We start from the raw sequence: 22,795 nt of genomic DNA on the forward strand, positions 1-22,795 counted from the left end.
GGCGGCCCACAAGGAATTTCCATGCGCGTACTGCACAGCTCCGACTGGCATCTCGGACAACATTTCATGGGCAAGAGCCGGGAACCCGAGCACCGGGCTTTCCTGCGCTGGCTGATCGACCAGGTGAGAGAGCTTGGCGTCGACGCCCTGATCGTGGCGGGCGACATCTTCGATACCGGCACGCCGCCGAGCTATGCCCGGCGACTCTACAATCACTTCATCGTCGAGCTGCGCGAGACCGGCTGCCAGCTGGTGGTGCTTGGCGGCAACCACGACTCGGTGTCGACTCTGCACGAGTCCCGCGAGCTGCTGGCCTGTCTCGACACCCGCGTCATCGGCGGGGTGACGGAGGATCCCGGCGATCAGGTGATCACCCTGCACCGGCAAGACGGAACGCCGGGGGCGGTCCTCTGCGCGATTCCGTACCTGCGCCCGCGCGATCTGCTGGAAAGCCATGCGGGCGAAAGCCGGGAGTACAAGCGCGATGCACTGGCGTCCGCGATTCGTGAGCATTATACCGTTATCTATGAACTGGCCCGCGCTCAGCGGGAGGCGCTGCTGGCCAGTCAGGCGGCGGAGTCGGGAGCGGAGCAGGCTCTGCCGATCATTGCCACCGGACACCTGACAACGGTGGGCGGGCAGATCTCGGAGTCGGTGCGGGAACTCTACATCGGTACTCTGGAGGCCTTTCCGGCAGCGGCGTTTCCGCCGGCCGATTACATCGCCCTCGGGCACCTGCACCGGGCGCAGAAGGTTGCCGGCACCGAACACATTCGCTACAGCGGTTCGCCGATCGCGCTGAGCTTCGACGAAAGCACCCGTGGCAAACAGGTGTTGCTGGTCGACTTTGCCGGCGGTGCTCTTGATAGCGTGAAAGAAATCGAAGTGCCGGTCTGGCAGCCGCTGCTGTCGCTTCGCGGTAGCCTCGAAGAGCTGGCCGATCAGCTGGTCGCACATTTCGAGGGGGAGCCTGAGCGCGAAACCACCACCTGGCTGGAGGTCGAGGTCGAGACGGACGACTACCTCAGCGATCTTCAGCTCAGGGTGCAGGAGCTGCTGGCCGATCTTCCGGTGGAGATACTGCGCATTCGTCGCAAGCGGGCCGGGGCGGCGGCGTCGTTGCAGACGCAGGCGCGGGAAACTCTGCAGGAGCTTTCGGTGGATGAGGTTTTCCGGCGTCGCCTGGCACTGGAGGAATTAGATGACGTCACCCGGGCGCGGTTGTCCGTAGCCTTTGAGAACCTCAGGGCCGAGCTTGACGAGTCGGATGTCGGGGAGGCGCCATGAAAATACTCAGCCTGAGACTGCGCAACCTGAATTCGCTCAAGGGCGAGTGGTTCATCGATTTTCGCTCGCCGGAGTTTGTCGACAACGGACTCTTCGCCATCACCGGACCCACCGGGGCCGGCAAGACCACGCTGCTCGATGCGGTCTGTCTGGCGCTCTACCACGCGACCCCGCGTCTGAGCGTATCGGCGGGCAGCAACGAGCTGATGACACGACATACCGCCGACTGCCTCGCCGAAGTCGAGTTCGAGGTCAGGGGGGAGGCGTATCGGGCGTTCTGGTCCCAGCATCGGGCGCGGGGGCGCCCCGAGGGCAAGCTGCAGCCGCCTCAGGTCGAACTGGCCCACGGCGATGGCCGGCTGATTACCAACCGTATAGGCGACAAGCTCAGCCGGGTCAGTGAACTGACCGGTCTCGATTTCGCCCGCTTCACCAAGTCGATGATGCTGGCGCAGGGAGGATTCGCGGCCTTTCTCAATGCCAGCGCCAACGAGCGGGCCGAGCTGCTCGAGGAACTCACCGGGACCGAGATATACGGCGAGCTGTCGCGCCGCGCCTTTGATCGCAGACGCCGGGAAGAGGAAGCCCTGGCGCTGTTGCGCGTCCGGCTCGAGGGGCTGCAGTTGCTCGATGAGGATAGGCTGCTGGCGCTCAAGCAGGAGCGGCAGGCGCTGGACGAGGCGCTGGCGGCAGCGCAGCGGCGCGAACAGACACTGGGCGAGGCGGCCCGTGGGCTCGAAAGTCTGGCCAGGGCGCGGGAGACGAAAGCGCGCAGGCTGCAGGAGAGTGCGGCGCTGGAGGCACGACGCGAGGCGGCGGAGCCCGATCTTGCGCGTCTGGCGGCGGCGTTGCCGGCGCTCGAAATCCAGCCTTTGTTTCGCCAGGCCCGCAGCGATGCGGATCAGCTGGCGGCGTTGTCCGGGAGTATCGACAACGAAACCGCCCACCGCCTTGAAAGTGCGGAGCAGGTTCGGCAACTGGTCGCACGCGAGGCGACGGCGGCCGCAGAACTTGCGGCTGCAGGCGAAGCCAGGGAGCAGACCGAAACCCGGTTGCACGAGGAAGTGGTCCCGCTCGACCAGCGCCTGTTGAGCCTTGCGGAGCGTCAGTCTGAGCTTGGGCAAACACTGAATGATGGCGCCCAAGCATGCCGGCGTCTCGATGCGGAGCTGGAGCGGACGCGGTCCCGGCAGCGCGGTGCACAGGAAGCCCTGGCCCGGGCCGGGGAATATCTCGATGCTCATCCGCACCATGCCGGGCTCGGCGAACAGCTGCCATTGTGGCGGGCTGAGCTGACGCGACGCGCCCGTCTTTGCGCCGAGGCCGATGAGCGGCGGAGGCGTTCGAAGGAGCTTCAGCGCCAGCGGGAGGCGCTGATCGAGCGCGGCGGCGAGGCGGAAAGGGAGCGAAGCCGCAGCGCTGAAGCCGTCGCCGCACTGCTGCAGCGCCAGCAGGAGCTGGATGGGCAGTGGCGAAGACTGCTGGGCGAGCGGGAGCCTGCCGCGCTGCGCGACGATTTGCGCCGGCAGCAGCGCCGCTGCGCCGGGCTGGAAAAGCTCCGGGACCTGGTTGGCCGCCTCCATCAGAACCGCTTGCAACAGCTGCAGCAACGCCAGCAGGAGAACCGGCTTCACACCCTTCTGAACGAGCGCTCCGAGGCGCTCGAAGCCGCACGCCAGCGCTTCAGGCAGTGCCGGCAGCACCTGGACGACCTGGAGCGGCTGCTGGTGCAGGAGCGGCGCGTGGTCGAGCTCAGCAGCTACCGTGAGCAGTTGCAGCCGGATCAGGCCTGTCCGCTGTGCGGCTCAACCCATCATCCGTTCGTGCAGGAGTATCGCCTGCCGGAGCCCGATGACACCGAACGCCGGCGCGATGACAAGAAAGCCGAGCTGGACCGCCTGCAACGCCAGGGTGAGCAGGCGGGCGCGGAACTGGCGACCGCGCGGGCGCAGTTGCAGGGCGTTCAGGATCAGCTCGGGCGTCTGGATGACGAGTGCCGCCGCCTGGAGACCGAGGCGATGCCACTGTTGACGGAGCTGTGCGAGAGCGGACTTGAGCTGGCGGTCGAAGGTGCGGGGCTGCTGCCCGAGCCTGCGGTGCTGGCGGCGCTGCTGGATCGGCAGACGAGTGCGCAGGTACAGCTCGAAGCCAAGGTAGAACAGCTTTCGGAGCTGGAGGTGCAGCGCCAGAAGCTCGCGGCGGAGCTTGCGCGCGAACAGCAGCGCAATCGCGACGTCGAACACCGGCTGAGCATGTTGCAGGCGCAGCGCGTTACGCTTGAAGAGCAGCTCGAAGGGTTGCAGCAGGAGCGCGAAAAAAGCCTCGAGACCCTGGCGCAGCTGGAGGCGGGTATCGCCGGATCTCTGGCCGAAGGCGCCCTGCCTGAACTTGCCGGCCAGGACGAGTGGCTCGAGGCGCAGGCGCACCTCTGGCAAATCTACAATGGCATGCGCGAGCAGTCGCAGGCGCAGCAGCGCGAGTACGACAGGGCGGTCGAACGACTGGCTGCGCAGCAACGCGAGCGCGATCATCTTGCAGCGGAACTGCAGACCCAGCAGGCGCTGCAGCAGCGCCTGGGCATCGAGCGCGAAGAGCTTTTGCGGCAAAGGCGTGAGCTGTTCGGCGGCGACTCAGTGGCGACGATCCGGCGTCAGCTTCTGGAGCGCGTTCAGCAGGCCGAGTCGGCGCAGCGACAGGCGGCCCGGGCACTCGCCGCGGCCCGCCAGCGGCTGGACGGTCTGGACGGGCGGCTCGAGGAGCTTCGCAGCCGCCATGCGGCGCAGCAGATGCAGGCAGCAGACTCGCGTGAGGGCTGGCGGCGGGCGCTGGAAGCAAGCGTCTTCGAAACCGAGCAGGCGTTTGAGTGCGCGCTGATCGATCGCAGCGAGCGGGACCGGCTGCAGGCCCTGCGCGACGAGCTCGATCGCGAGCGCAGCGGCCATGCATCGCTGCTGTCGCAGGCGCAGTCCGAGCTGGAAGCGCTTGAGCGGCAGCCGTTCGCGTCGCTCGACGCGGCGCAGGTCGCCAACGAACTGGCCCAGGTGCGCGAGGAGCTGGACAGCAACCGCCAGCGCCAGGGCGCTCTGTCGCAGCAGCTGGAGCAGGATGCGCGGGTTCGGCAAAGCCAGCAATCGCTGGTGGCGCAGATCGAGTCGCAGCAGCGGCAATATGACACCTGGGCACAGCTTTCGAGTCTGATCGGTTCGCAAAAAGGCGATCGCTTCCGGCGCTTCGCCCAGGGGCTGACGCTGGATCACCTGATCTATCTGGCCAATCGCCAGCTCGGGCGCCTGGACGGACGTTACCGTCTGCAGCGCAAGGATGGCGACGAGCTGGAGCTGGAGGTCATCGACGGCTGGCAGGCCGACACCCTGCGCGATACCCGGACCCTGTCGGGCGGCGAAAGTTTTCTGGTGAGTCTGGCGCTGGCGCTGGCGCTGTCGGATCTGGTCAGCCACCGGACCCGCATCGACTCGCTGTTTCTCGACGAGGGCTTCGGTACCCTGGATGCGGATACGCTCGATGTGGCGCTGGACGCCCTGGACAGTCTCAACGCAAGCGGCAAGATGATCGGCGTTATCAGTCACGTCGAGGCGCTGAAGGAGCGGATTCCGGTGCAGATAAGGGTGCGCAAGGGCAACGGACTTGGCTACAGTCGTCTCGATACGAGGTTCAGGTTTGGGGGTGGTGAGGCGTAAGTGCGTAGAATGGGTGGAGCCGCCATCCGCATAGGGTCGTCGTTTGGCATCGACTCATTACGGCGGCGCAACCCATCAACCGATCCGATATCCGTGCTGACGTCAGTTGGGTTACACGGCTTCCGGCCGCGGCAGGGCCGGACGTCCCGTCCCGGGGTGCCGTTCCACCCATCCTGGGGAACTCAGCAGCCTTCAATCACTGCTCGAGTTCGGCCTTCAGGGTCGCGAGGTGGGTGCGCACCCAGTTGCGCCGGATCGGCCCCCAGTCGGTTATGCGATAGAGCCCGAAATTGTTGCGTTCACCGTCGTTCTGTTCGAACACGCAGCGGATGCCGATGTCCTCGAGGTCTTTCAGGCTGTCCTGCAGCGTGCGCCTGGGCATGCCGGTTTTTTCCTGCAGCGTGCGCAGGTTGTGGCGGCCGGTATCGATCAGCCAGGCGAGATAGAGCTTGCGGAAAAAGGCTCGCTGAGATCTGCGGGTCATGGGGCGTTTCCTTTCCTCCGTCACTGCAAACAGACTAGGCCATGGATGGCCTGTGTGCAGCAAATGCAGGAGCAATTTGCTGTCTAGGCCATGGATAGCCTGTGTGCAGCAAATGCAGGAGCAATTTGCTGTCTAGGCCATGGATGGCCTGTGTGCCGCTCTCCACAAAAGTATGGCAGGAGCAATTTTCGATCTAGGCCATGGATGGCCTGTGTGTCGCTCTCCACAAAAGTATGGCAGGCGCAATTTTCGGCCTGGGCCACCGATGGCGGGAGGCCGCCCCGCCTGTGTGCAGCAAGGCAGGGGCTGTTTGCAGTGCAGCAGGGGCCTTTTGCGCTATTTACATGGCGCCGGCGCCCGGTTTCCGGTAAGCTGCGCCGCTTAACCCAGAAGGGTCGGGCGGTGGTCAGGTTGTGGCCGGAACCGATATCGATCCCAGTTGACGGATATACATGACTGCTTTTTCCTCTCTAGGACTTTCCGAACCGCTGTTGCGCGCCGTGCAGCAGCAGGGGTACGAAACCCCATCCCCGATCCAGGCCCAGGCAATACCGGTGGTGCTCGAAGGTCGCGACCTGCTGGCCGCGGCACAGACAGGCACCGGCAAGACCGCCGGTTTCACCCTGCCGATGCTGCAGCGACTCAGCGAGCACCGGCCACCGGAGGGGCATCTGCTGCGTGCGCTGGTGTTGACGCCGACGCGCGAACTGGCGGCGCAGGTGGGCGAGAGCGTCAGTACCTACGGCCAGCACCTGCCGCTGCGCTCGGCGGTCGTCTTCGGCGGCGTCAGTATCAACCCGCAGAAAGACCTGTTGCGCAAGGGCGTCGATATCCTTGTGGCGACGCCGGGCCGGTTGCTGGATCTGCACGGACAGGGGGCCATCGATCTGTCCCATATTCAGATGCTGGTGCTCGATGAAGCCGACCGCATGCTGGACATGGGTTTCATTCATGATATCCGTCGGGTGCTCAAGCTGTTGCCGGCGAAACGTCAGAACCTGCTGTTCTCGGCGACCTTCTCGCCGGAGATCAAGCGCCTGACCCAGGATATCCTGCATAACCCCACCAGCGTGGAGGTGGCTCGCAACGCCACCGCGCACCGTATCGAGCAGGCATTTTACGAGACGGAGAAGGGCGACAAGATGCCGGTACTGGCACAGCTGATCCTGAGCGGCGACTGGTCACAGGTGCTGGTTTTCACCCGTACCAAGCATGGCGCCAACCGTCTCAGCCAGCAGCTTGAGAAAAACGGCATCAGTGCCGCGGCGATCCACGGCAACAAGAGCCAGAACGCCCGTACCCGGGCGCTGGCGAATTTCAAGAGCGGCGAGACCCGGGTGCTGGTGGCGACCGATATCGCTGCCCGCGGCCTCGATATCGACCAGTTGCCGCATGTCGTCAACTACGAGCTGCCCAACGTGCCGGCGGACTACGTGCACCGTATTGGCCGCACCGGCCGGGCGGGGGCCAGCGGCGAGGCGATTTCGCTGGTCAGCCGTGACGAAAGCAAGGAATTCCGGGCCATCGAAAAGCTGCTGCGCCGCAAGTTCGAGGTGTTGCCGGCACCGGTTGTCGATCTCGAGCTGCTGCGCCGCAGCGCGGAAAGCTACGTGCCGCCGGCGGCGGCCGAGCCGCAGCCGAAGAAGCCTGCTGGCGGTGACGGTCAGCGCCGTCGCCGTGGCGGTAACTCGGGCGGCGCCGGCAAGGGTGGCAACAGTGGCAAAAGGGCTGGCAACGCCCGTAACGAACGCCAGGCCAGCGGTAACAGGGCGCCGGGTAGAAGCGACGAGGGTGCGGCGGCCAAGCCCCGCCGTCGACGCCGTCCGCGCAGAAGTCCCGCCCCCTCTGCTCACTGACAAGACCCCAAGAAACCCGCCTCCCGGCGGGTTTTTTATTGCTTCGGCGCCGGTTAGCGCGGGCTTTCGAAGCGTTGTCCGGATACCGCCGGGTGGTAGAGCGGTTGCACCGCATTGCCGGCGGGGTCGAGGCAGTAGAAGCTGCGCACCCCCGGATCGTTGCTGTGATCATGCGGCCGGCTCAGTATCGGTACGCCCTGTGCCTCGAGATACTCGCACCAGGCGTCAACGTCTTCGGGCCTGTCGCAGATAAAGCCGAAGTGATCCATGCGCTGAGCCCCGCTAGGATCCTCCCCGTCGCCCGAGCGGCTCAGGGAAAGGTTGTCGTTGCCCAGTGTCAGGTACACCAGATCCGCGTGCGGCCGGTGCAGAACCGCCATGCCGAGCAGTTCGACGTAGAAGCGCTCGACCTGCTCCAGGTTGGGTACGGCAAAGGCGATATGGCGCATGCCATTGAGGGCGCTGGGTCGCGGTGTCACGGGAGACTCCTCTTCAGAAGGTTGTGTTGGCGGTCTGTTGTGTCTAAAGTCACTGCAAACTGTACACAAAAATATGACCTAATGTCGACATTAACCGGGAGGGCACATGTACTGTATTTTTATCAGCGTCGATCTGAAACCGGGAAGCCGTGACCGCTACCTCGAAGTGATATCCGAGAACGCCCGGGCGTCGGTGCGCGACGAGCCGGGCTGCCATACCTTCGATGTGCTGGCCGACCGGGAAAACCCGCTCCGTTTCTACCTTTACGAGGTTTATGAAAGTCCCGAGGCGTTGCAGGCTCACAAGGAAACGCCGCATTACCTGCGCGACCGCCCGGAAATCAACAGCCTGATCGCGAAGCAGGAGGTACTTCGGGCCGATGTGCTTGCCTGCTGCCCGCCGCGGCGTCATGCCCAGGACGCCGCGCTCGATCCCAGCCTGTAGCGGTGGCTGTGGTAAAGTGTGAGTTCCGATATTGAGGTATCCGCCGTACCCGATGAATTATCTGGCGCACTTTCATCTGGCCGATCGGGTCGACAGCGACCTGACCGGCAACTACCTCGGCGACTTCGTCCGCGGTCGCGATCTTGACGACTGGCCTGCCGCGGTCGAGTCCGGAATCCGTTTGCACCGCCGTATCGATGCCTTCACCGACCGCCATCCGGCGGTGCAGCAGGCGGTACGGCTGCTGAGTCCCGACCGGCGTCGGGTTGCGGGCATCGTCGTTGACGTTGCCTTCGACCACTTTCTCAGCCGCCACTGGCAACGCTTCGACGACCGGTTGCTGCCCGAGTTTACCCGCCAGGTCTATTGCAGCCTCGCCGCAAGGGCGAGCCTGATGCCCGAGAGCGCACGGCGGCGTTTCGAAGGGATGCGGCGTGATGACTGGCTGGTCAGCTACCGCGAGCTGGCGGTGATCAGTCAGGTGCTGGACGCGATAGCGGCAAGAATGAGCCGTAGGACGGCGCTCTATGGCGCGGGAGAGGAGGTCATCCGGCACTACGCCGAGCTGGAAGGCTGCTTTCTCGATTTTTACCCGCAGTTGCTGGAGTGGGTGCGGCAGGATGCCGTTGGGCGTGAGGCGTGAGGCGTGAGGCGTTACGGGTTACGCGTTACACGTGACAGGTTACGCGTCACACGTCACCTGTCACCTTTGGCTTTGGCAATCCGTCAGAGATTCGCTGTCGCTGCGGATGCGACAGCTTTCGGCTGCAGCTTCGGAATGCCGGTGATGATTGCCAGAATGGCAATGACTCCCAGCAGCCAGCAGTAATAGGTTGTGCCTATCAGCTCCAGCGGCGACAGTGCGGCGATCGAGCCGGCCAGCAGCATCTGGGCGCCGTAGGGCAGCATGCCCTGAATCACGCAGGAAAAAATGTCCAGCAGACTGGCGCTGCGGCGCGGGTCGACGCCGTGGCGACTGGCGATATCGCGTGCCAGGCTGCCGCTGATAATGATCGCCACGGTGTTGTTGGCGGTGCACAGATTCGTCAGCGCCACCGATGCGGCGATGCTGGTTTCGCCGCTGCGGCGTTCCGAACTGCCGCGGGTAAGTCTGTCGATGCTGCGTGCCAGAAATTCCAGCCCGCCCTGCTGTCTCATCAGGGCGCCGAGGCCGCCGATCAGCAGCGACAGGATCAGGATCTCCTGCATCCCGGTATAGCCGGCGTAAATATCCTGGGACAGCTGCGCGATGCTGTAATCCGGCACCTGCATCAGGCCGACGATGCCGGCCAGCACGATGCCGGTAAAGAGCACCAGCATTACATTGAGCCCCGACACCGCCAGCACCAGCACGGCCACGTACGGCAGCACCCGCAGCAGATCGTAGTCGCCGGGCTGGCTGATCTGTCCGCTGCTGCCCAGGACGAACAGCAGTATCAGAGTCGCGATGGCGGCCGGCAGAGCGATCACCAGGTTGAGGCGGAACTTGTCCTTCATGTCGCAGCCCTGGGAGCGGGTGGCGGCGATGGTGGTGTCGGAGATGATCGACAGGTTGTCGCCGAACATGGCGCCGCCGATGACGGTGCCGACGGTCAGCGCCAGCGACAGATCGGTAGCCTCCGAGAGGCCCACGGCGACCGGCGCGATGGCCGCAATGGTGCCCATCGAGGTGCCCATCGAGGTCGCGACGAAGGCGGTGATCACGAACAGACCCGGCAGCACCAGCGAATCGGGAATCACGCTGAGGCCGAAATTGACCGTCGCATCGACGCCGCCGACTGCCTTGGCGACGCTGGCGAAAGCGCCGGCAAGCAGGTAGATCAGGCACATGGTGATGATGGTGTGATCGCCAACGCCTTCGATAAAGGTTTCGATGCGCTTGTTCAGCGCGCCGCGTCCGAGGATCAGCGCCAGCACGATGGCGGGCAGTATCGCCACGGGTGCGGAAATCTGGTAGAAGGCGAATTCGACATTCTGGTATTGATAGTAGAGGCCGCTGCCGATGAACAGTGTCAGGAACAGCAGCATGGGCAACAGGGCTATAGCGCGCGGCTGCATCGCATCTCTCCATGGAATCGAGTCGCCGGATAGGCGACGGCTGTACGGAGGGCACTCTTGTGAAGCGCCATTTGGACCCCGGCGGCCGGTTTGAGCGGGCATGGGAGTCATAAAAGCCGGGCATTATACCGGTGTAAGTGATCAGTAAACAGTCACAAGTGAACAGATTCGTCGCATGCTCAAGGTGCGGTTGGCACTTGCGTCTCAGCTGCGCTTGAATTGCGCCAAGTCCTCGTTTTGGGACTGGCCTGCGGCGTTATATATCGCTAAAGTTACTGTTCATTTATCCAGTAAATGGTTTTCTGTTGCCGAAGTCCGGTCTCAGCCTGGTACCGGCTGGCAACTGTTAACTGTCGACTTGCAACGGTCATCTATGCGCTTATTCATCGCCGAGAAACCGAGCCTGGGGCGCGCCATTGCCGATGTGCTGCCCAGACCCCATCAGAAAGGCGAAGGCTTTATCCGCGCCGCCAACGGCGACACTGTCAGCTGGTGCATCGGCCACCTGCTGGAGCAGGCCGAACCGGACGCCTACGACCCCGCCTACAAGCAGTGGCGACTGGAGCACCTGCCGATCCTGCCGCAGCAGTGGCAACTGGTGCCCAAGCCGAAAACGCGCAAGCAACTGACGGTGCTGCGCAAGCTGGTCCGGGAGGCCGACCAGCTGGTGCACGCCGGCGACCCGGACCGCGAGGGCCAGCTGCTGGTCGACGAGGTGATCGACTACCTCGGGGTCAAGGGCGCAAAGCGTGATGCCGTGCAACGCTGCCTGATCAGCGATCTCAACCCGCCGGCGGTACGCCGGGCGCTGGAGCGACTGCGTCCGAACCGTGAATTCGTGCCATTGGCAACCTCCGCGCTGGCCCGTTCGCGTGCCGACTGGTTGTATGGCATCAATCTCACCCGGGCCTATACCATTCAGGGGCGCAAGGTCGGCTACGACGGCGTGCTGTCGGTCGGTCGGGTGCAGACTCCGGTGCTCGGGCTTGTGGTGCGTCGTGATCGCGCGATCGAGGACTTCGTGCCAAAACCTTTCTATGAAGTGCTGGCGCACCTGCTGACCGAAGACGGCGAGCGGTTTCACGCCAAATGGCAGCCGAGCGAGGCTTGCCGGCCTTTCCAGGACGAGGATGGCCGGGTGTTGTCGCGCAGGCTGGCGGAAAACGTGGTATCACGCATCGATGGTCAGCCGGCAACGGTTCTGGTGGTGGACAGGAAGCGCAAACGTCAGGCACCGCCGTTGCCGTACAATCTCTCGAACCTGCAGATCGACGCCGCCAAACGCTACGGGCTCAGCGCGCAGGCGACGCTCGATGCCGCCCAGAGCCTGTATGAAAAGCACAAGCTGATCACCTATCCGCGTTCCGATAGCCGTCATTTGCCGGTGGAGCATCACGCCCGGGCTCCCCGGGTTCTGCAGGCGATCGGTGCCAGTACCGAAGCCTTCGTCGAAGCGCTGAAAGTGGCGGATCCCGGGCGGCGCAGCAAAGCCTGGAACGACAGCAAGGTCGATGCCCATCATGCCATTGTCCCTACCGAGAAAAAGTTCGATATCGCCCGGCTGTCGCAATCTGAACGCCAGCTCTACGAACTGATCGCACGTCAGTATCTGGTTCAGTTCATGCCGGACCACGAGTACTACGAAACCCGCGTCGAAGTGGAGATCGCCGGTGGACGCTTCGTGGCACGGGCGCGGCAGCTGATCGAGCCGGGCTGGAAAGCGCTGTACGGTCAGAAGGCGCTCAAGGACGATGCCGAGGACGCGCAGCAGCTGTTGCCGGCCCTCAGTGTCGGCCAGGTGCTGCAATGCGAGCGCGGCGAGCTGGTGGAAAAGATGACCCAGCCGCCCAAGCCCTTTACCGACGCCACGCTGCTGGCGGCGATGACGGGCATTGCGCGCTTTGTCGAGGATGCTGAGGTGCGTCGTATTCTCAAGGATACCGATGGCCTCGGCACCGAGGCTACCCGGGCCGGCATCATCGAGTTGCTGTTTCGCCGCGGCTTCCTCGAACGCCAGGGCAAGAGCATTCGCTCGAGCGCGGCGGGCCGCGGCTTGATCGACAGCCTGCCGCAAGCGGCTACGCTGCCCGACATGACCGCCACCTGGGAGTCGCGGCTCGAGGCCATTTGTCAGCGCGAGGCCGGCTACGGCGATTTCATGACACAATTGCTCACGGCGTTGCAGGCGCTGGTCGAGGGGGCGCGCAGCAGTCTGCCGCACTCGCTGGCCGGGGTTGCGGCGGCGCCGTCGTCCCGGCGGCGCCGGCGCCGCGGTTCGAGCGCAGGCAAAGGGGCGAAACGGCGCCCGCGCCGCACGTCAGCCGCCGGGGCCGATACCCAAGCCGGATAAGCGGCGCGGCGGCACAATGCCAATCAGCTTTGCGGAGATACCCTGCAGATGGATCCGCTGTCCCCCGAAATACTGTCGCTGCTTTTCACCGTCGCGCTGGTGGCGGGCTTTATCGATACCGTTGCCGGCGGCGGCGGGCTGCTTACGCTGCCGGTACTGCTGCTGACGCAGATGCCCCCGGTCGCCGCGCTGGCCACCAACAAGCTGCAGGGCAGCTTTGGCACCCTGACCGCGGCGCTGAGCATGCTGCGCCGACGCCTGGTGCGCCCGGAGGAGGTCCGCGGCCTGTTCGTGGCCAGCCTGGTCGGCGCGTCGCTGGGCACGCTGCTGGTGCAGTTCACCGATCCCGGTCTTCTCGAGGTGCTGATTCCGCTGGTGCTGGTGCTGATATCGGGTTATTTCCTGTTCGTACCGGGCGCTGGCCGGGAGGAGACCAGACCACGACTGAGCCGCAGGCAATACGCTATCAGGGTGGTGCCGCTGATAGGCTTCTACGACGGTTTTCTGGGTCCGGGAACCGGGTCCTTTTTCGCCTTCAGCAAGGTGTACTTCCGGGGCCGCAACCTGATCGGCGCCACGGCGATGGCCAAGGTGCTCAACTTTGCCTCTAACATCGCATCGTTGCTGGTGTTCGTGGCCGGGGGCAAGGTGGTGTGGAGTTTCGGCGCGGTGATGATTCTGGGTCAGATAGCGGGCGCGCTGATCGGCAGCCATACCGTGGTACGCCATGGCGCCAGAATCATCAGACCGCTGGTGGTGCTGATGTGCCTGCTGATGGCGGTCAGCTATCTCTGGCAGCGACTCGGATAAGGGGAGCTGGCGGGACGCTACCGACCCGCCGGACAATCCTGACCGTCACTGCCCGAGAAGGGACTGCAGGCTCGGGGTGCGCTTGAATTTGAGGATGCGGGCCAGTATTTCTTTGAACTGAGCCTGTCTGACACGGCGGCGTTCGGCCTTTTCTGCATCGGCTTTCTCGCGTGCGACGCGGAAGATGTACTCGATCTCGGTTTCGCGACGGCTGTTGGGTGCGCTGATCGGCGACTGCATGTGGGCGCTGTAATAGGCGAAGCTGTGGTTCATGGCGTTGTCTCCTCGCGGACCGGCCTGCCGATTCAGCAGTTTGTGCCGCGCTTGCGGTTTCAGATGCTGTCAGGTTAGCGGTATCACGCAGGTGCAGCAAATGATCCTTTTTCTTCAAAAAGATGAGAAAAAATAACCAAGTCATCGGTCGGAGAGTGGCTCGTTATCGGTAAGCGAAAGGCATTGGTATTAGCGATAAAGCAGGAATTTTGACGACATAAGCCATAGTTTATGGAAACTATGCGCCACCTTTCTGTTCTGCGGCCTGTTCCAAAAATAGAATACAGTTCATCTAAAAGGTCTTCCCGTACGCCCTGCAGGCGCCCTCCCTGGCACCGGTACCGAACCAGAGGCTCAGGCGGCCAGTTCCCGCCATAGCCGCAGTTCCTGTTGCATCCGGACATCCAGGCCGTTGCCGCTCGGGGCTTCCGGGCGCCGGGCGGTTGCCGGGCGGGGAGTGCGGACTGTCAGGGCCTTCAACTTTTTCAGCAAGCGCATTGTTCTGCTCCGTTGGCCCGGCCGGCTCCAGGCGCCGGACCGGGCAAGGGTCTTGACTCAGGCGGCAACCGGCGCCGGCTCGAAGGCGGCCATGATCGGCGCCAGAGCCGTGTTGATGCGCTCGCGCTGCGCCTGCGTAGTCAGTTCCTCCAGTACCCGCGCGAAGTGCGGGTGCTGAACGCCCGAGACGATGAACTGCCAGCGATAGGCCTTTTTCAGGGTGGCGGCAATGCACGCGCGCTGTTCGCTGTCGCATTGGTGCTGGCAATGCCGGCAGAAGTAGTCGGTATCGGCTTCGGCCTGGGCACACACGATGGCGTCCAGGGCGGCCACCAGTTCGATCAGCTCGTCGACACCCCGCTCACGCCCGGTGCCGTCCAGCCGGGCGTCCTCGCGGCGCCATTCGAGCTCGTCCATCACCGCGTGCTGGCACTCTTCCTTCCAGTGATACAGAAACAGATCCTTGAACAGCGGCGACAGACCCAGATCGGGCGCGATGCTCTGGCGATAGTGCATCTGGGTAAAAAGCTCGATATGACAGGTCAGCGCCAGCACCGCCCAGGTGCCTTTGCCGAGCACAACCTGTGCCACGTCGTTGGGGTCGGCGGCGAAGTGGTAGCCCTCCGGCATGACCGAAGCCGCCATCTGCTCGACGCGGCGGAACAGTTCCTGGTGCTTGAGTTCCTCGTCGCTGAAGCGGATCAGGCCTTCCAGTGCGACCTGGTTGTCGAACAGGTAGTCGCGGCTGAGCTCGATCACCTTGGCGCAGATGAACCGCTCGGCAAGGCCGAAGACGTTGGCGTAGGTACGCCCCTGCACCTGGCTGAGAAAGCGCTTGTCGTCGGCATTGAGAAACCCGGCCTCCTGGACGCAGGACAGTCCGTCCGGCAGGAACTTCATCCGGTTATCGAGGCGCCGGCCCCGGATAACATCGCGTTCGATCTCCCAGCGGACCCGTTTCGAAGCGTCGATACAGCGGGCGAAGCGTTCGGTATAGGCGTACATGACGGAACCTCTTTATATTGTTGTGTTACCGGCGTCTGGCAGAACTCAGGTGGTGTTCTGCGCTGACAGGTCCAGATTAGGCTCCGGCTGTATCGCCACTATGTCATCAAGGTTGGGATTTGTTGCGGTTTTGTATCCGTTCGCGGCAGGCTGTTTCAGCTTGCGGCGAGGATTTCGCCAAGGGTATGGCGCAGCCGGTCGCTGTCGACGGGTTTGCGGAAAAAGGCCTGGATGCCGCACTGTCGCCAGCGCGCCTCGTCGACGCCTTCGGCGAAGCCGGTGTAGAGGATCACCGGCAGTGAAGGGCGCAGCGCCATCAGGTCGGCGGCAAGCTCCAGCCCGCTCATTCCGGGCATGGTCTGGTCGGTAATCACCGCATCGAAGGCATCGGGGCTGGCGGTCATCGCGGTTAGCGCTTCCTGAGCGCTGTAGCGAATATCGACCTTGAGTCCCCAGCTGCTGAGGAGGTCCGCCATGAATTCCGCGACTGTTGCCTCGTCGTCAACCAGCAATATCTGCCCGTGCAGCTGACCTTCGTTGCTGGCGGCCGGACGGGTGCTGTCGGGCAGCCGATGCCCGCTGGGCGGAAACAGAATGCGAAATCGCGCGCCGGTTTGCGGTGTGCTGTCGAGCAGTATGTGTCCATGATGCTCGTGCACGATGCCATGGATCATGGCCAGGCCCATGCCGCTGCCCTGACCCGTGGGCTTGGTCGAGAAAAAGGGTTCGAAAACCCGTTCCTGGTCTTCGTCGCTGATTCCGGGACCGGTGTCGGCGACCTGCAGTTCGACGTAATCGCCACCGAGGCAGCGATGACAGGATGAGCAAATCTGGTCCTCGAGGTGGACTTCACGCAACGAGACATGAATTTCTCCGCTTCCGTTCATGGCGTCGCGGGCGTTGAGACAGAGGTTCATCAGGATCTGCTCGACCTGGGTGGGATCCGCCAGCACCGCCGGCAGCCTCGAGCCCAGTTCCTCGCTCAGGTCGATGCCGCCGGGCATGACCGCTTCGAGCATGCGCAGGGCGTCGTATACAGGGTCCGATAGTTGCAGCGGCCTGCGCTGGCCCTGCTGGCCGCGACTGAAGGTGAGCATTTGCTGGATCTGGTGGCTGGCGCGCTGGCTGGCGGCCTGGATCCGGTCGAGATACTTGTCCAGTGTGGGATCTTGATGCCGGTTTGCCTGCTCCTGCGCCATCAGGATATAGCCCAGCACCGTCGTAAGGATGTTATTGAAGTCGTGGGCGATGCCGCCGGTGAGCTGGCCAATGGCCTGCATCTTCTGCGCCTGACGCAGCTGAGACTGCAGTCGCTTTTCCGTTGCGGCGGCCTGCTGCCGGTCGCGAATATCCCGCATATAGCCGATGAAGATATCGCTGCCGTCGGGGTCCTGCGCCACTTCAATGGTCAGTTCGACCGGGATTTCTTCGCCGCTGGCGTTCATCGCACTGACCTCGACACGTCGACCGACGTAGTCGCCGCGTCCGGTGCGGATGAAGTTGGAAAGGCCATGATGGTGTGCCTCGCGATAGCGCGCCGGAATCAGCACCTCGGATAGCATACGCCCGACCACTTCATCGCGCTTGTGGCCGAAGCAGGCCTCGGCGGCCTGGTTCAGGTCGAGGATCCGGCCGCTGGCGTCCATGCTGATGATGGCGTCCATCGATGCCTCGAAAATGGTTCGATAGCGCGCCTCTGAGCGGCGGTGGGCGTTCTCGTAACGGCGCCGTTCCAGTTCGAGCGCCGCGCGGGTGGAGAAGATGCGCATCACCGACTCCAGACTGCCGTCATCCTCGAGCGGCTCACCGTGCATCATGACCAGCAGGCCAAGGGTCTGGCCGCCGGAGTCGAACAGCGGTATCGCGGCATAGCTTTCGATGTCGAGGGACCTGAGCACCGGATCGGCAAACATTTCGCGAACGTGGCAAGCAAAGAAGCGGTAATGCTGTCCGACCACCTGCTCGCAGGGCGTGCCGGCGAGGTCGTACTGGAAGGGCTCGATAAATTTGCCGCGACCGTAGCCGGCGATCAGCTGGACGCGACCGGGATTGGCCGGCAGCAGCATGCCGATCAGGGCGTAGTCGACCCCAAGCGCCCGGGTCAGTTGCTGCACCAGGGAGCGGAAGATGCAGGCGTCGGCCGGGGAGGTTACGGCATCGGCCGTATGGGCCAGCGCGCGGCGAAGGCGTTGTTCGCGTTGGTCGTCCATAGCGTATTACCCCGGGAGCCAAGGCTGCCTCAAGCGTCAGTCATTTCAGTGTAACAGCCCGGGCCGGGGGCATCGGGCGCTGAAACCGATCGCAACAATTGATACAGAACTGAAACAAAGAGGCCCTCGTCAGCGACCGGGGTCTGACGGACTTTTCCGCCGCCGTCCGGTGCCGGTCCTGTCCGATGGCAAGTCGATCGGTGTCAGGTCCGGCAGGCCGCTAGCTCTCCGGCACGTACATGTAACCGCCGCCGCGCACGGTGCGGATGCTACGGGGGTGTTCCGGGTCCACCTCGATCTTGCGGCGCAGCCGCGCGATCCGGATATCGACGCTGCGATCGTTGGGGTCCCAGTCCCGGTTCTGGGTAAGATTGAGGATCTGGTCACGGCTCAGCACCCGGTTGGGCCGCTCGATCATCACCCGCAGCAGATCGAACTCCATCTGGGTGATCGGCAGCTCCTGACCGTCGCGGTCGAACAGTTGCTGTGACTGCAGTTGCAGCCGGCAGCGGCCGATCGAGACCATTGCGGGCGTATCCGGGGCTGCCGACACCGCGATCGGGTGGTCGTAGCGGCGGATCACGCTACGAATGCGCGCCAGCAGTTCACGCAGGTCGAAGGGCTTGGCGACGTAGTCGTCGGCGCCTATCTCGAGCCCGATGATGCGATCGACCGCTTCCCCCGAGGCTGAAACGATGATGATGCCGATGTCAAGATGCTCGCGGATATAGCGCGCCAGCGACAGGCCGTCTTCTCCGGGCATACCGATATCGAGCAGTACCACCCCCGGAGTGTGCTGCTGCAGAAGCTCGCGCGCCTCGCCTGCGTTGGCGGCCTGGAGTACCCGAAAACCCTGATGGCCGAGATACTCGTCGATCATTTCACGCAGTGCGGCATCGTCATCGATGGCCAGTATCAGCGGGTCGGGCGCGGTTGTCATATCGGGCCCCATCAATCCGATATGCGGCGCAGGCGGGCGGTGATCTTGCGGTTCATGCTGCCGTCCAGAAAGCGAGTGAAGGCCAGGTTGAGGTCGCCGTCGTCACGCAGCTCGCGGTCATAGACCTGCATATCGTAGGAGCCTTCGTCGGTGATCATCAGAGCGTAGACGGTCAGCGTTTTGCCATGGATGCGAGCCCAGACGAAGGGGTCGCCGGCGAGGGGGTCCAGCGGAATCTGTTTGCCGAACACATTGATCCGCATTGCGGATGCGTAGACGTTGCCGCGCCTCGTGGACTGGAACAATACCCGGTAGTGCTGGTCCTTGAGCGACTGGTCCTCACGGCGTACGCGGGTGCTCCAGTCGACCAGAAAATTGTCGTCCTGCGGCTCGATGGTGACGGTGAGGCGCCGTTTTTCCGCCTCGCCATCGAGGTTCTGATCGGCAACGCCCGCATAATGGCCGTAGAAGTCTTCGATCTCCAGTCCGGCCGCGTTGACGGGCATGGCCAGCAGCACGAGCAACGCCATCAGCAAGTTACGGCAAGACTTCATGTTTCCTCCTGCTTGGTCTGCAACAGCCCCACCGGCCCTCTGGGGCGGGGTGTGCTCAGTCATTATAGTGGCACCGACGGCCTTCAGAGATGACTGCTGGCCAGGCTTTGCTGCAGGCCGTTGGCGTCCAGGGGTTGCAGTTTGCCATCGCAGATCTCGTAACGGTTGTCGAATACGTCGCCCGGCGGTATCTCCTTGTCGAGGTAGAGCAGCAGCATATCGGGCAGCCGTTCGCGGATGCGCCTCACCACCGCGGCTCTCTCGTCGAGGCTCATCGCCGTGAGCGCCTCGTGCATGATCAGGAGGCGCGGGTGCTTGACGATGGCGCGCAGCAGCTGAATGCGCTGCTTGGCGATCGGGGCAAGACCTGCGCCGCGGATACCCACCTGAGTGAAACAGGCCAGCACCATGACCATGGAATCGGCGTCTTCCTGACGCATGGTATCGTCGATCAGCTGCTGCAGGCGGGCAAGCTCGGTCCTGTCGGTGCCGACCAGGGTACCGTAAAGCACATTTTCGCGAACGCTGAGGCCGGAGCTGATGCGTTGCTCGTCGAGGTGCTCGAAGCTCGAGCAGAGCGGGCAGTCGGTGCGTGACAGGACAACGGCGCGTGCCGTCATCAGCCGGTCGATGACATCGTCGTCCAGCAGGTCGTTGCCGTGGCGCAGGGGGACGGTGCGCAGGAACAGCTCGCGCAGCAGGGTGCGACCCTCTTCGTCGTCCCGCAGCTTGTAGCGCCGCCGCTCGAGGATCCGGTGGCGGAAGGCGCGATTGTCGAACTCGATGAAGTCGTCCGGCAAAGGCGCCAGCGGTCCGGCAGAAAGCAGCAGGCCGCTGAGCCGACGGGCCAGGCGCTCGCCGCAGCGGTACGCGGCTTCGGTGAGGTTGAACTGATCGAGCAGCTCGGCCATCAATGGATGGTTCGCCATGGCCGACACCGAGTCGATGGGCGGTCGCGGAAAGCCAAAGCCCAGGTTCTGCGCCACCGACAGACCGCTGTTGTAGCGGCAGGGGTCGAAAGGCTCGATCAGCTTGTCCAGGCCTTCCGCCGTCAGCTGTTTTTTCAGCGACTGCCGCACCCTGAGCAGACCGTCCGACAATTCGCGGGGACGGGTTTCGGGATCGTAATGAACCTCGAGCCCGACGCTGTAGATGAGCTGGTCGGCGCCGACCACCCTCAGGCCTTCGTACAGCCAGTGGCGCATATCCTGCCAGTTTTCCGCGTGTGCCAGCGCAAAATCGGTCCAGATTCCGTCGAAACGGTCGGTGCTGTTGCCGGAGGCGAGCGCCTCGCGGACCTCCCAGCGACGCCTGGCATCGCGCTGGCTCTCGGTTTCCTGAGGCGGTTTCAGGCGCATGCTGTAATTGATGTTCTGCAGCATGTTGCCGGAGAATAGGAAAGCGTCGGGGCCGACGTAGGTCAGCTCGCGTGCCAGCAGCTCGCTCGGTACCTCTTCCAGCGCCACGTCGCCGATGCAGATGCCGCCGCTTTCCGGCTCGTGCATGCGGATCAGGGTACGGGCGAGGGCGCGCAGCCGCGCCGGGTCATCGTCGCGAATCGCCGTTGCCGAGCCCTCCGGCAACGTCAGGCTGACGGCGCGAATCAGGCGGTTGCCGGCGTCGTCGCAGATCACCAGGTTGTCGAGCTGCAGGCGGTTGTCGAGGTGCTTCGGGCTGTCGTCCCTGGTGGGAACATCCGGCATCAGGTCCTCGCTGTGGAACTGTTCGAGGATCTGTTCGTACTTGATCAGGGAGTCCTGGTACTGCTGATAGTAGTCCAGCAGTTCCTTCCAGGGCGCGGTCAGGTCCTTGTGCGCGGCAATGGCGGCAACCAGCGCGCCTACGGTCAGGTTGCCCTGAATCGCCAGTATGCCGCCGATGGAGTAGAACATCAGCGGGGTCAGTTGATTGATGAAGTTGTTGAGGAACTTCATGAAGAATTTTTTCTTGTAGATATCGAGGCGGATGCGGAACAGGTCGCCGAGAATCTTGGAAAACTCCGCCAGGTGGTAGGCGCGTGTGCCGTGCAGCCGTATTTCCAGCGCGCCGTCGACGTTCTCGCCGATACGCTCGGAGAGGTGGCGAACAGCGCGTACCCGTTCCTTTTTCAGCAGGTTGATCTTGCGCTGCAGCCGCGGAATGACGGCGATTTGCACCGGTATCAGGATGACGGAGGCGAGCCCGAGAATCGGGTCCTGCATGAACATGAACAGCAGAATGGTCAGCATGGTGCCGCCCTGAAAGGCCGGCAGTGCGATGCTGTCGCCGATGTAGCCGGCCAGCGGCTCGGTTTCCGCCGTCACCGTGGAGATCAGCTCGCCCTGGCTGATCATCTGAAAGCGGCGCGGCTGGAAGCGCAGGATGCGTTCGATCAGCTGGTAGCGCAGCCGTCGCACCAGGCGCTCGCCGACGATACCCTTGAAGGTGTTGATGCGCATCTTGAACAGGCCGTTGACCACGATCAGTGACAGCAGCACGCCGCACAGGCCGAGCAGGTAGGGGATGGGTTCCAGGGGCAGACCGAACAGCATCTTGAGGCTGCTGGAATCACCGATGGCATCGTTGATGATGATCTTGGGCAGTTCGAGGGAGGCGTAGAGAATCGGAAAGGAGCAGAACGTCAGTATCAGCAGCTTGACCTGCTGCGGCAGGCTGTAGCGGAGGATGAAGCGAATGATTGAACGTTCCATGCGCCGAACTCCGGTTCGGTGATCGCTACGGTGTAGGCAGACTCAGATTTCAGGGGCTCATGTTGCTTTGCAACATAAGCGTGATAACAGTGTAGACGCTTACGCCGCAGATGGAGACAGGGTCATCACTCTGCCGGTGTACGGCAAGGCCCGGGTCGGCGGATCAGCCCGGCAGGCTGATCAGACCGCTGTCGGTCCAGGGGTGTCTCTGCAACGCGGCGAACAGATGATCGAGAAACAGGCGGGTGCGCAGACTCAGGTGGCGACGGCTCGGATACAGTGCGTTGATGCGGATGCTGGGAACAGGGTAGCCGGTGAGTACTGCCTGCAGCTTGCCCGAGTCGACCAGCGGCTGGGCATAGAAGCGCGGCAGGCGGGCGATGCCGAAACCGCGGGAGGCCATGTAGCGCATGAAGGTAAGGCTGTTGGTGCGCAGGGGCGTCCCGGCCATCATCGCGTCGCTGCCGTCCCAGCCCTCGAATCTGAGGGGGTCGTTGCGCAGCAGGAGGCCAAGAAAACGGTGATTCGGCAGGTCTGCGGGCGTCATCAGCGGTGCCGATGCGGCGAGATAGGCCGGCGAGGCGTAGAGGCCGCGTACGACGCTGGCGACAGGACGGGCGATAAGGCTCGAGTCTTCCAGCGGACCGACACGGATGGCCAGGTCGATGCCATCCTCGACCAGGTCGATGACGCGGGACGTGAGTTCGACCTCGAGCTGGATCCTCGGATACTGTTCGAGAAAGCTGGCCATGACGTCGTCGAGCAGCGCCAGCGCCAGTTCCGGCGGGAGGGTTATGCGCAGTCTGCCTTGGGGTTCGGGTTGCGCGGCGCTGAGATTGTGGCGCGCATCTTCGAGATCTTCGATCAGCGGTCGGCAGCGCTCGTAGAGTTCTTCGCCGTCCGGGGTCAGGTGCAGCTTGCGCGTCGTCCGTTGCAGCAGCCGGATTCCCAGCGCGTCTTCGAGCTGGGAAATTCGGCGGCTCAGCGTCGACTTCTGGGTGCCGAGACGTTCGGCGGCGGCGGTGAAGCTGTTGGCTTCGACCACGCGCACGAAGTAGCGAAGATCGTCGAGGTTCATGCGGCGGCTTCGATGGCGGCGAAAAGCCTATTATTGCGCTCGGCGGAACAATTCGGAAGTACCCGGCGCTAATATCGCAA

General features: G+C 63.6%; 18 protein-coding genes. 7 read left to right on the forward strand and 11 right to left on the reverse strand.

What is annotated here, in order from left to right; all coding sequences use genetic code 11:
• The first annotated feature begins 21 nt into the window (after window positions 1-21).
• Window positions 22-1,287 (forward strand): exonuclease subunit SbcD, encoded by a 1,266-nt coding sequence (sbcD, locus tag IEX85_RS00505; RefSeq protein ID WP_188857300.1) that lies wholly within the window; start codon window positions 22-24, stop codon window positions 1,285-1,287.
• On the forward strand, window positions 1,284-4,985 hold the full coding sequence (locus IEX85_RS00510) for an AAA family ATPase (protein WP_188857301.1): 3,702 nt from the start codon (window positions 1,284-1,286) through the stop codon (window positions 4,983-4,985). The genes sbcD and IEX85_RS00510 overlap by 4 nt, the downstream gene beginning before the upstream one ends.
• Before the next feature lie 196 nt (window positions 4,986-5,181).
• On the opposite strand, the gene IEX85_RS00515 is transcribed toward IEX85_RS00510, so the two are convergent.
• Entirely contained in the window at window positions 5,182-5,469 is a 288-nt protein-coding gene (locus tag IEX85_RS00515; protein WP_188857302.1) for a helix-turn-helix domain-containing protein, read from the reverse strand.
• A gap of 452 nt (window positions 5,470-5,921) precedes the next feature.
• On the opposite strand from IEX85_RS00515, the gene IEX85_RS00520 reads away from it, so the two are divergent.
• Window positions 5,922-7,325, forward strand: coding sequence for a DEAD/DEAH box helicase (locus tag IEX85_RS00520; protein ID WP_188857303.1), 1,404 nt, complete (start codon window positions 5,922-5,924; stop codon window positions 7,323-7,325).
• A 53-nt stretch (window positions 7,326-7,378) separates the two neighbouring features.
• Here the strand turns inward: IEX85_RS00520 and IEX85_RS00525 are convergent, their stop codons facing one another.
• Window positions 7,379-7,804, reverse strand: a complete 426-nt coding sequence (locus tag IEX85_RS00525; protein ID WP_188857304.1) for a VOC family protein — start codon at window positions 7,802-7,804, stop codon at window positions 7,379-7,381.
• A gap of 106 nt (window positions 7,805-7,910) precedes the next feature.
• Here IEX85_RS00525 and IEX85_RS00530 point away from each other — a divergent pair, with 106 nt between their 5' ends.
• Window positions 7,911-8,249, forward strand: coding sequence for a putative quinol monooxygenase (locus IEX85_RS00530; protein ID WP_188857305.1), 339 nt, complete (start codon window positions 7,911-7,913; stop codon window positions 8,247-8,249).
• A gap of 52 nt (window positions 8,250-8,301) precedes the next feature.
• A complete protein-coding gene (locus IEX85_RS00535; RefSeq protein WP_188857307.1) occupies window positions 8,302-8,892 on the forward strand; it encodes an acyl carrier protein phosphodiesterase in 591 nt (196 codons plus the stop codon).
• A gap of 83 nt (window positions 8,893-8,975) precedes the next feature.
• On the opposite strand, the gene IEX85_RS00540 is transcribed toward IEX85_RS00535, so the two are convergent.
• Window positions 8,976-10,307, reverse strand: a complete 1,332-nt coding sequence (locus IEX85_RS00540) for a Na+/H+ antiporter NhaC family protein (protein WP_188857309.1) — start codon at window positions 10,305-10,307, stop codon at window positions 8,976-8,978.
• Between the two features lie 373 nt (window positions 10,308-10,680).
• Here IEX85_RS00540 and IEX85_RS00545 point away from each other — a divergent pair, with 373 nt between their 5' ends.
• Both IEX85_RS00545 and IEX85_RS00550 read left to right on the forward strand, forming a co-directional pair.
• Window positions 10,681-12,657: a DNA topoisomerase III gene (locus IEX85_RS00545; RefSeq protein WP_188857310.1), complete on the forward strand. Its 1,977-nt coding sequence runs from the start codon at window positions 10,681-10,683 to the stop codon at window positions 12,655-12,657.
• A 48-nt stretch (window positions 12,658-12,705) separates the two neighbouring features.
• Entirely contained in the window at window positions 12,706-13,467 is a 762-nt protein-coding gene (locus IEX85_RS00550) for a TSUP family transporter (RefSeq protein WP_188857312.1), read from the forward strand.
• A gap of 45 nt (window positions 13,468-13,512) precedes the next feature.
• Here the strand turns inward: IEX85_RS00550 and IEX85_RS00555 are convergent, their stop codons facing one another.
• The 8 genes from IEX85_RS00555 to IEX85_RS00590 form a co-directional block, all read right to left on the reverse strand.
• Entirely contained in the window at window positions 13,513-13,740 is a 228-nt protein-coding gene (locus tag IEX85_RS00555; RefSeq protein WP_188857314.1) for a hypothetical protein, read from the reverse strand.
• Window positions 13,741-14,094: 354 nt separating this feature from the next.
• Complete coding sequence (locus IEX85_RS00560) at window positions 14,095-14,238, reverse strand: hypothetical protein (protein ID WP_188857315.1); 144 nt, start codon at window positions 14,236-14,238, stop codon at window positions 14,095-14,097.
• 57 nt (window positions 14,239-14,295) lie between these two features.
• The gene (locus IEX85_RS00565; RefSeq protein WP_188857316.1) at window positions 14,296-15,243 is read right to left on the reverse strand and encodes a hypothetical protein; all 948 of its coding nucleotides are present in this window, start codon (window positions 15,241-15,243) and stop codon (window positions 14,296-14,298) included.
• 155 nt (window positions 15,244-15,398) lie between these two features.
• A complete protein-coding gene (locus tag IEX85_RS00570) occupies window positions 15,399-17,453 on the reverse strand; it encodes a hybrid sensor histidine kinase/response regulator (RefSeq protein WP_188857317.1) in 2,055 nt (684 codons plus the stop codon).
• Between the two features lie 220 nt (window positions 17,454-17,673).
• The gene (locus IEX85_RS00575) at window positions 17,674-18,393 is read right to left on the reverse strand and encodes a response regulator (RefSeq protein WP_188857318.1); all 720 of its coding nucleotides are present in this window, start codon (window positions 18,391-18,393) and stop codon (window positions 17,674-17,676) included.
• An 11-nt stretch (window positions 18,394-18,404) separates the two neighbouring features.
• Window positions 18,405-18,947 carry a hypothetical protein gene (locus IEX85_RS00580; RefSeq protein WP_188857319.1) on the reverse strand — a complete coding sequence of 181 codons (543 nt, stop codon included), beginning with the start codon at window positions 18,945-18,947 and terminating at the stop codon, window positions 18,405-18,407.
• Window positions 18,948-19,030: 83 nt separating this feature from the next.
• Entirely contained in the window at window positions 19,031-21,637 is a 2,607-nt protein-coding gene (locus tag IEX85_RS00585) for an ABC transporter transmembrane domain-containing protein (RefSeq protein WP_188857320.1), read from the reverse strand.
• Between the two features lie 163 nt (window positions 21,638-21,800).
• Window positions 21,801-22,715: a LysR family transcriptional regulator gene (locus tag IEX85_RS00590; protein WP_188857322.1), complete on the reverse strand. Its 915-nt coding sequence runs from the start codon at window positions 22,713-22,715 to the stop codon at window positions 21,801-21,803.
• Between the last annotated feature and the right edge of the window lie 80 nt (window positions 22,716-22,795).

The organism is Marinobacterium nitratireducens, assembly GCF_014645375.1.
Taxonomy (GTDB): domain Bacteria; phylum Pseudomonadota; class Gammaproteobacteria; order Pseudomonadales; family Balneatricaceae; genus Marinobacterium_A; species Marinobacterium_A nitratireducens.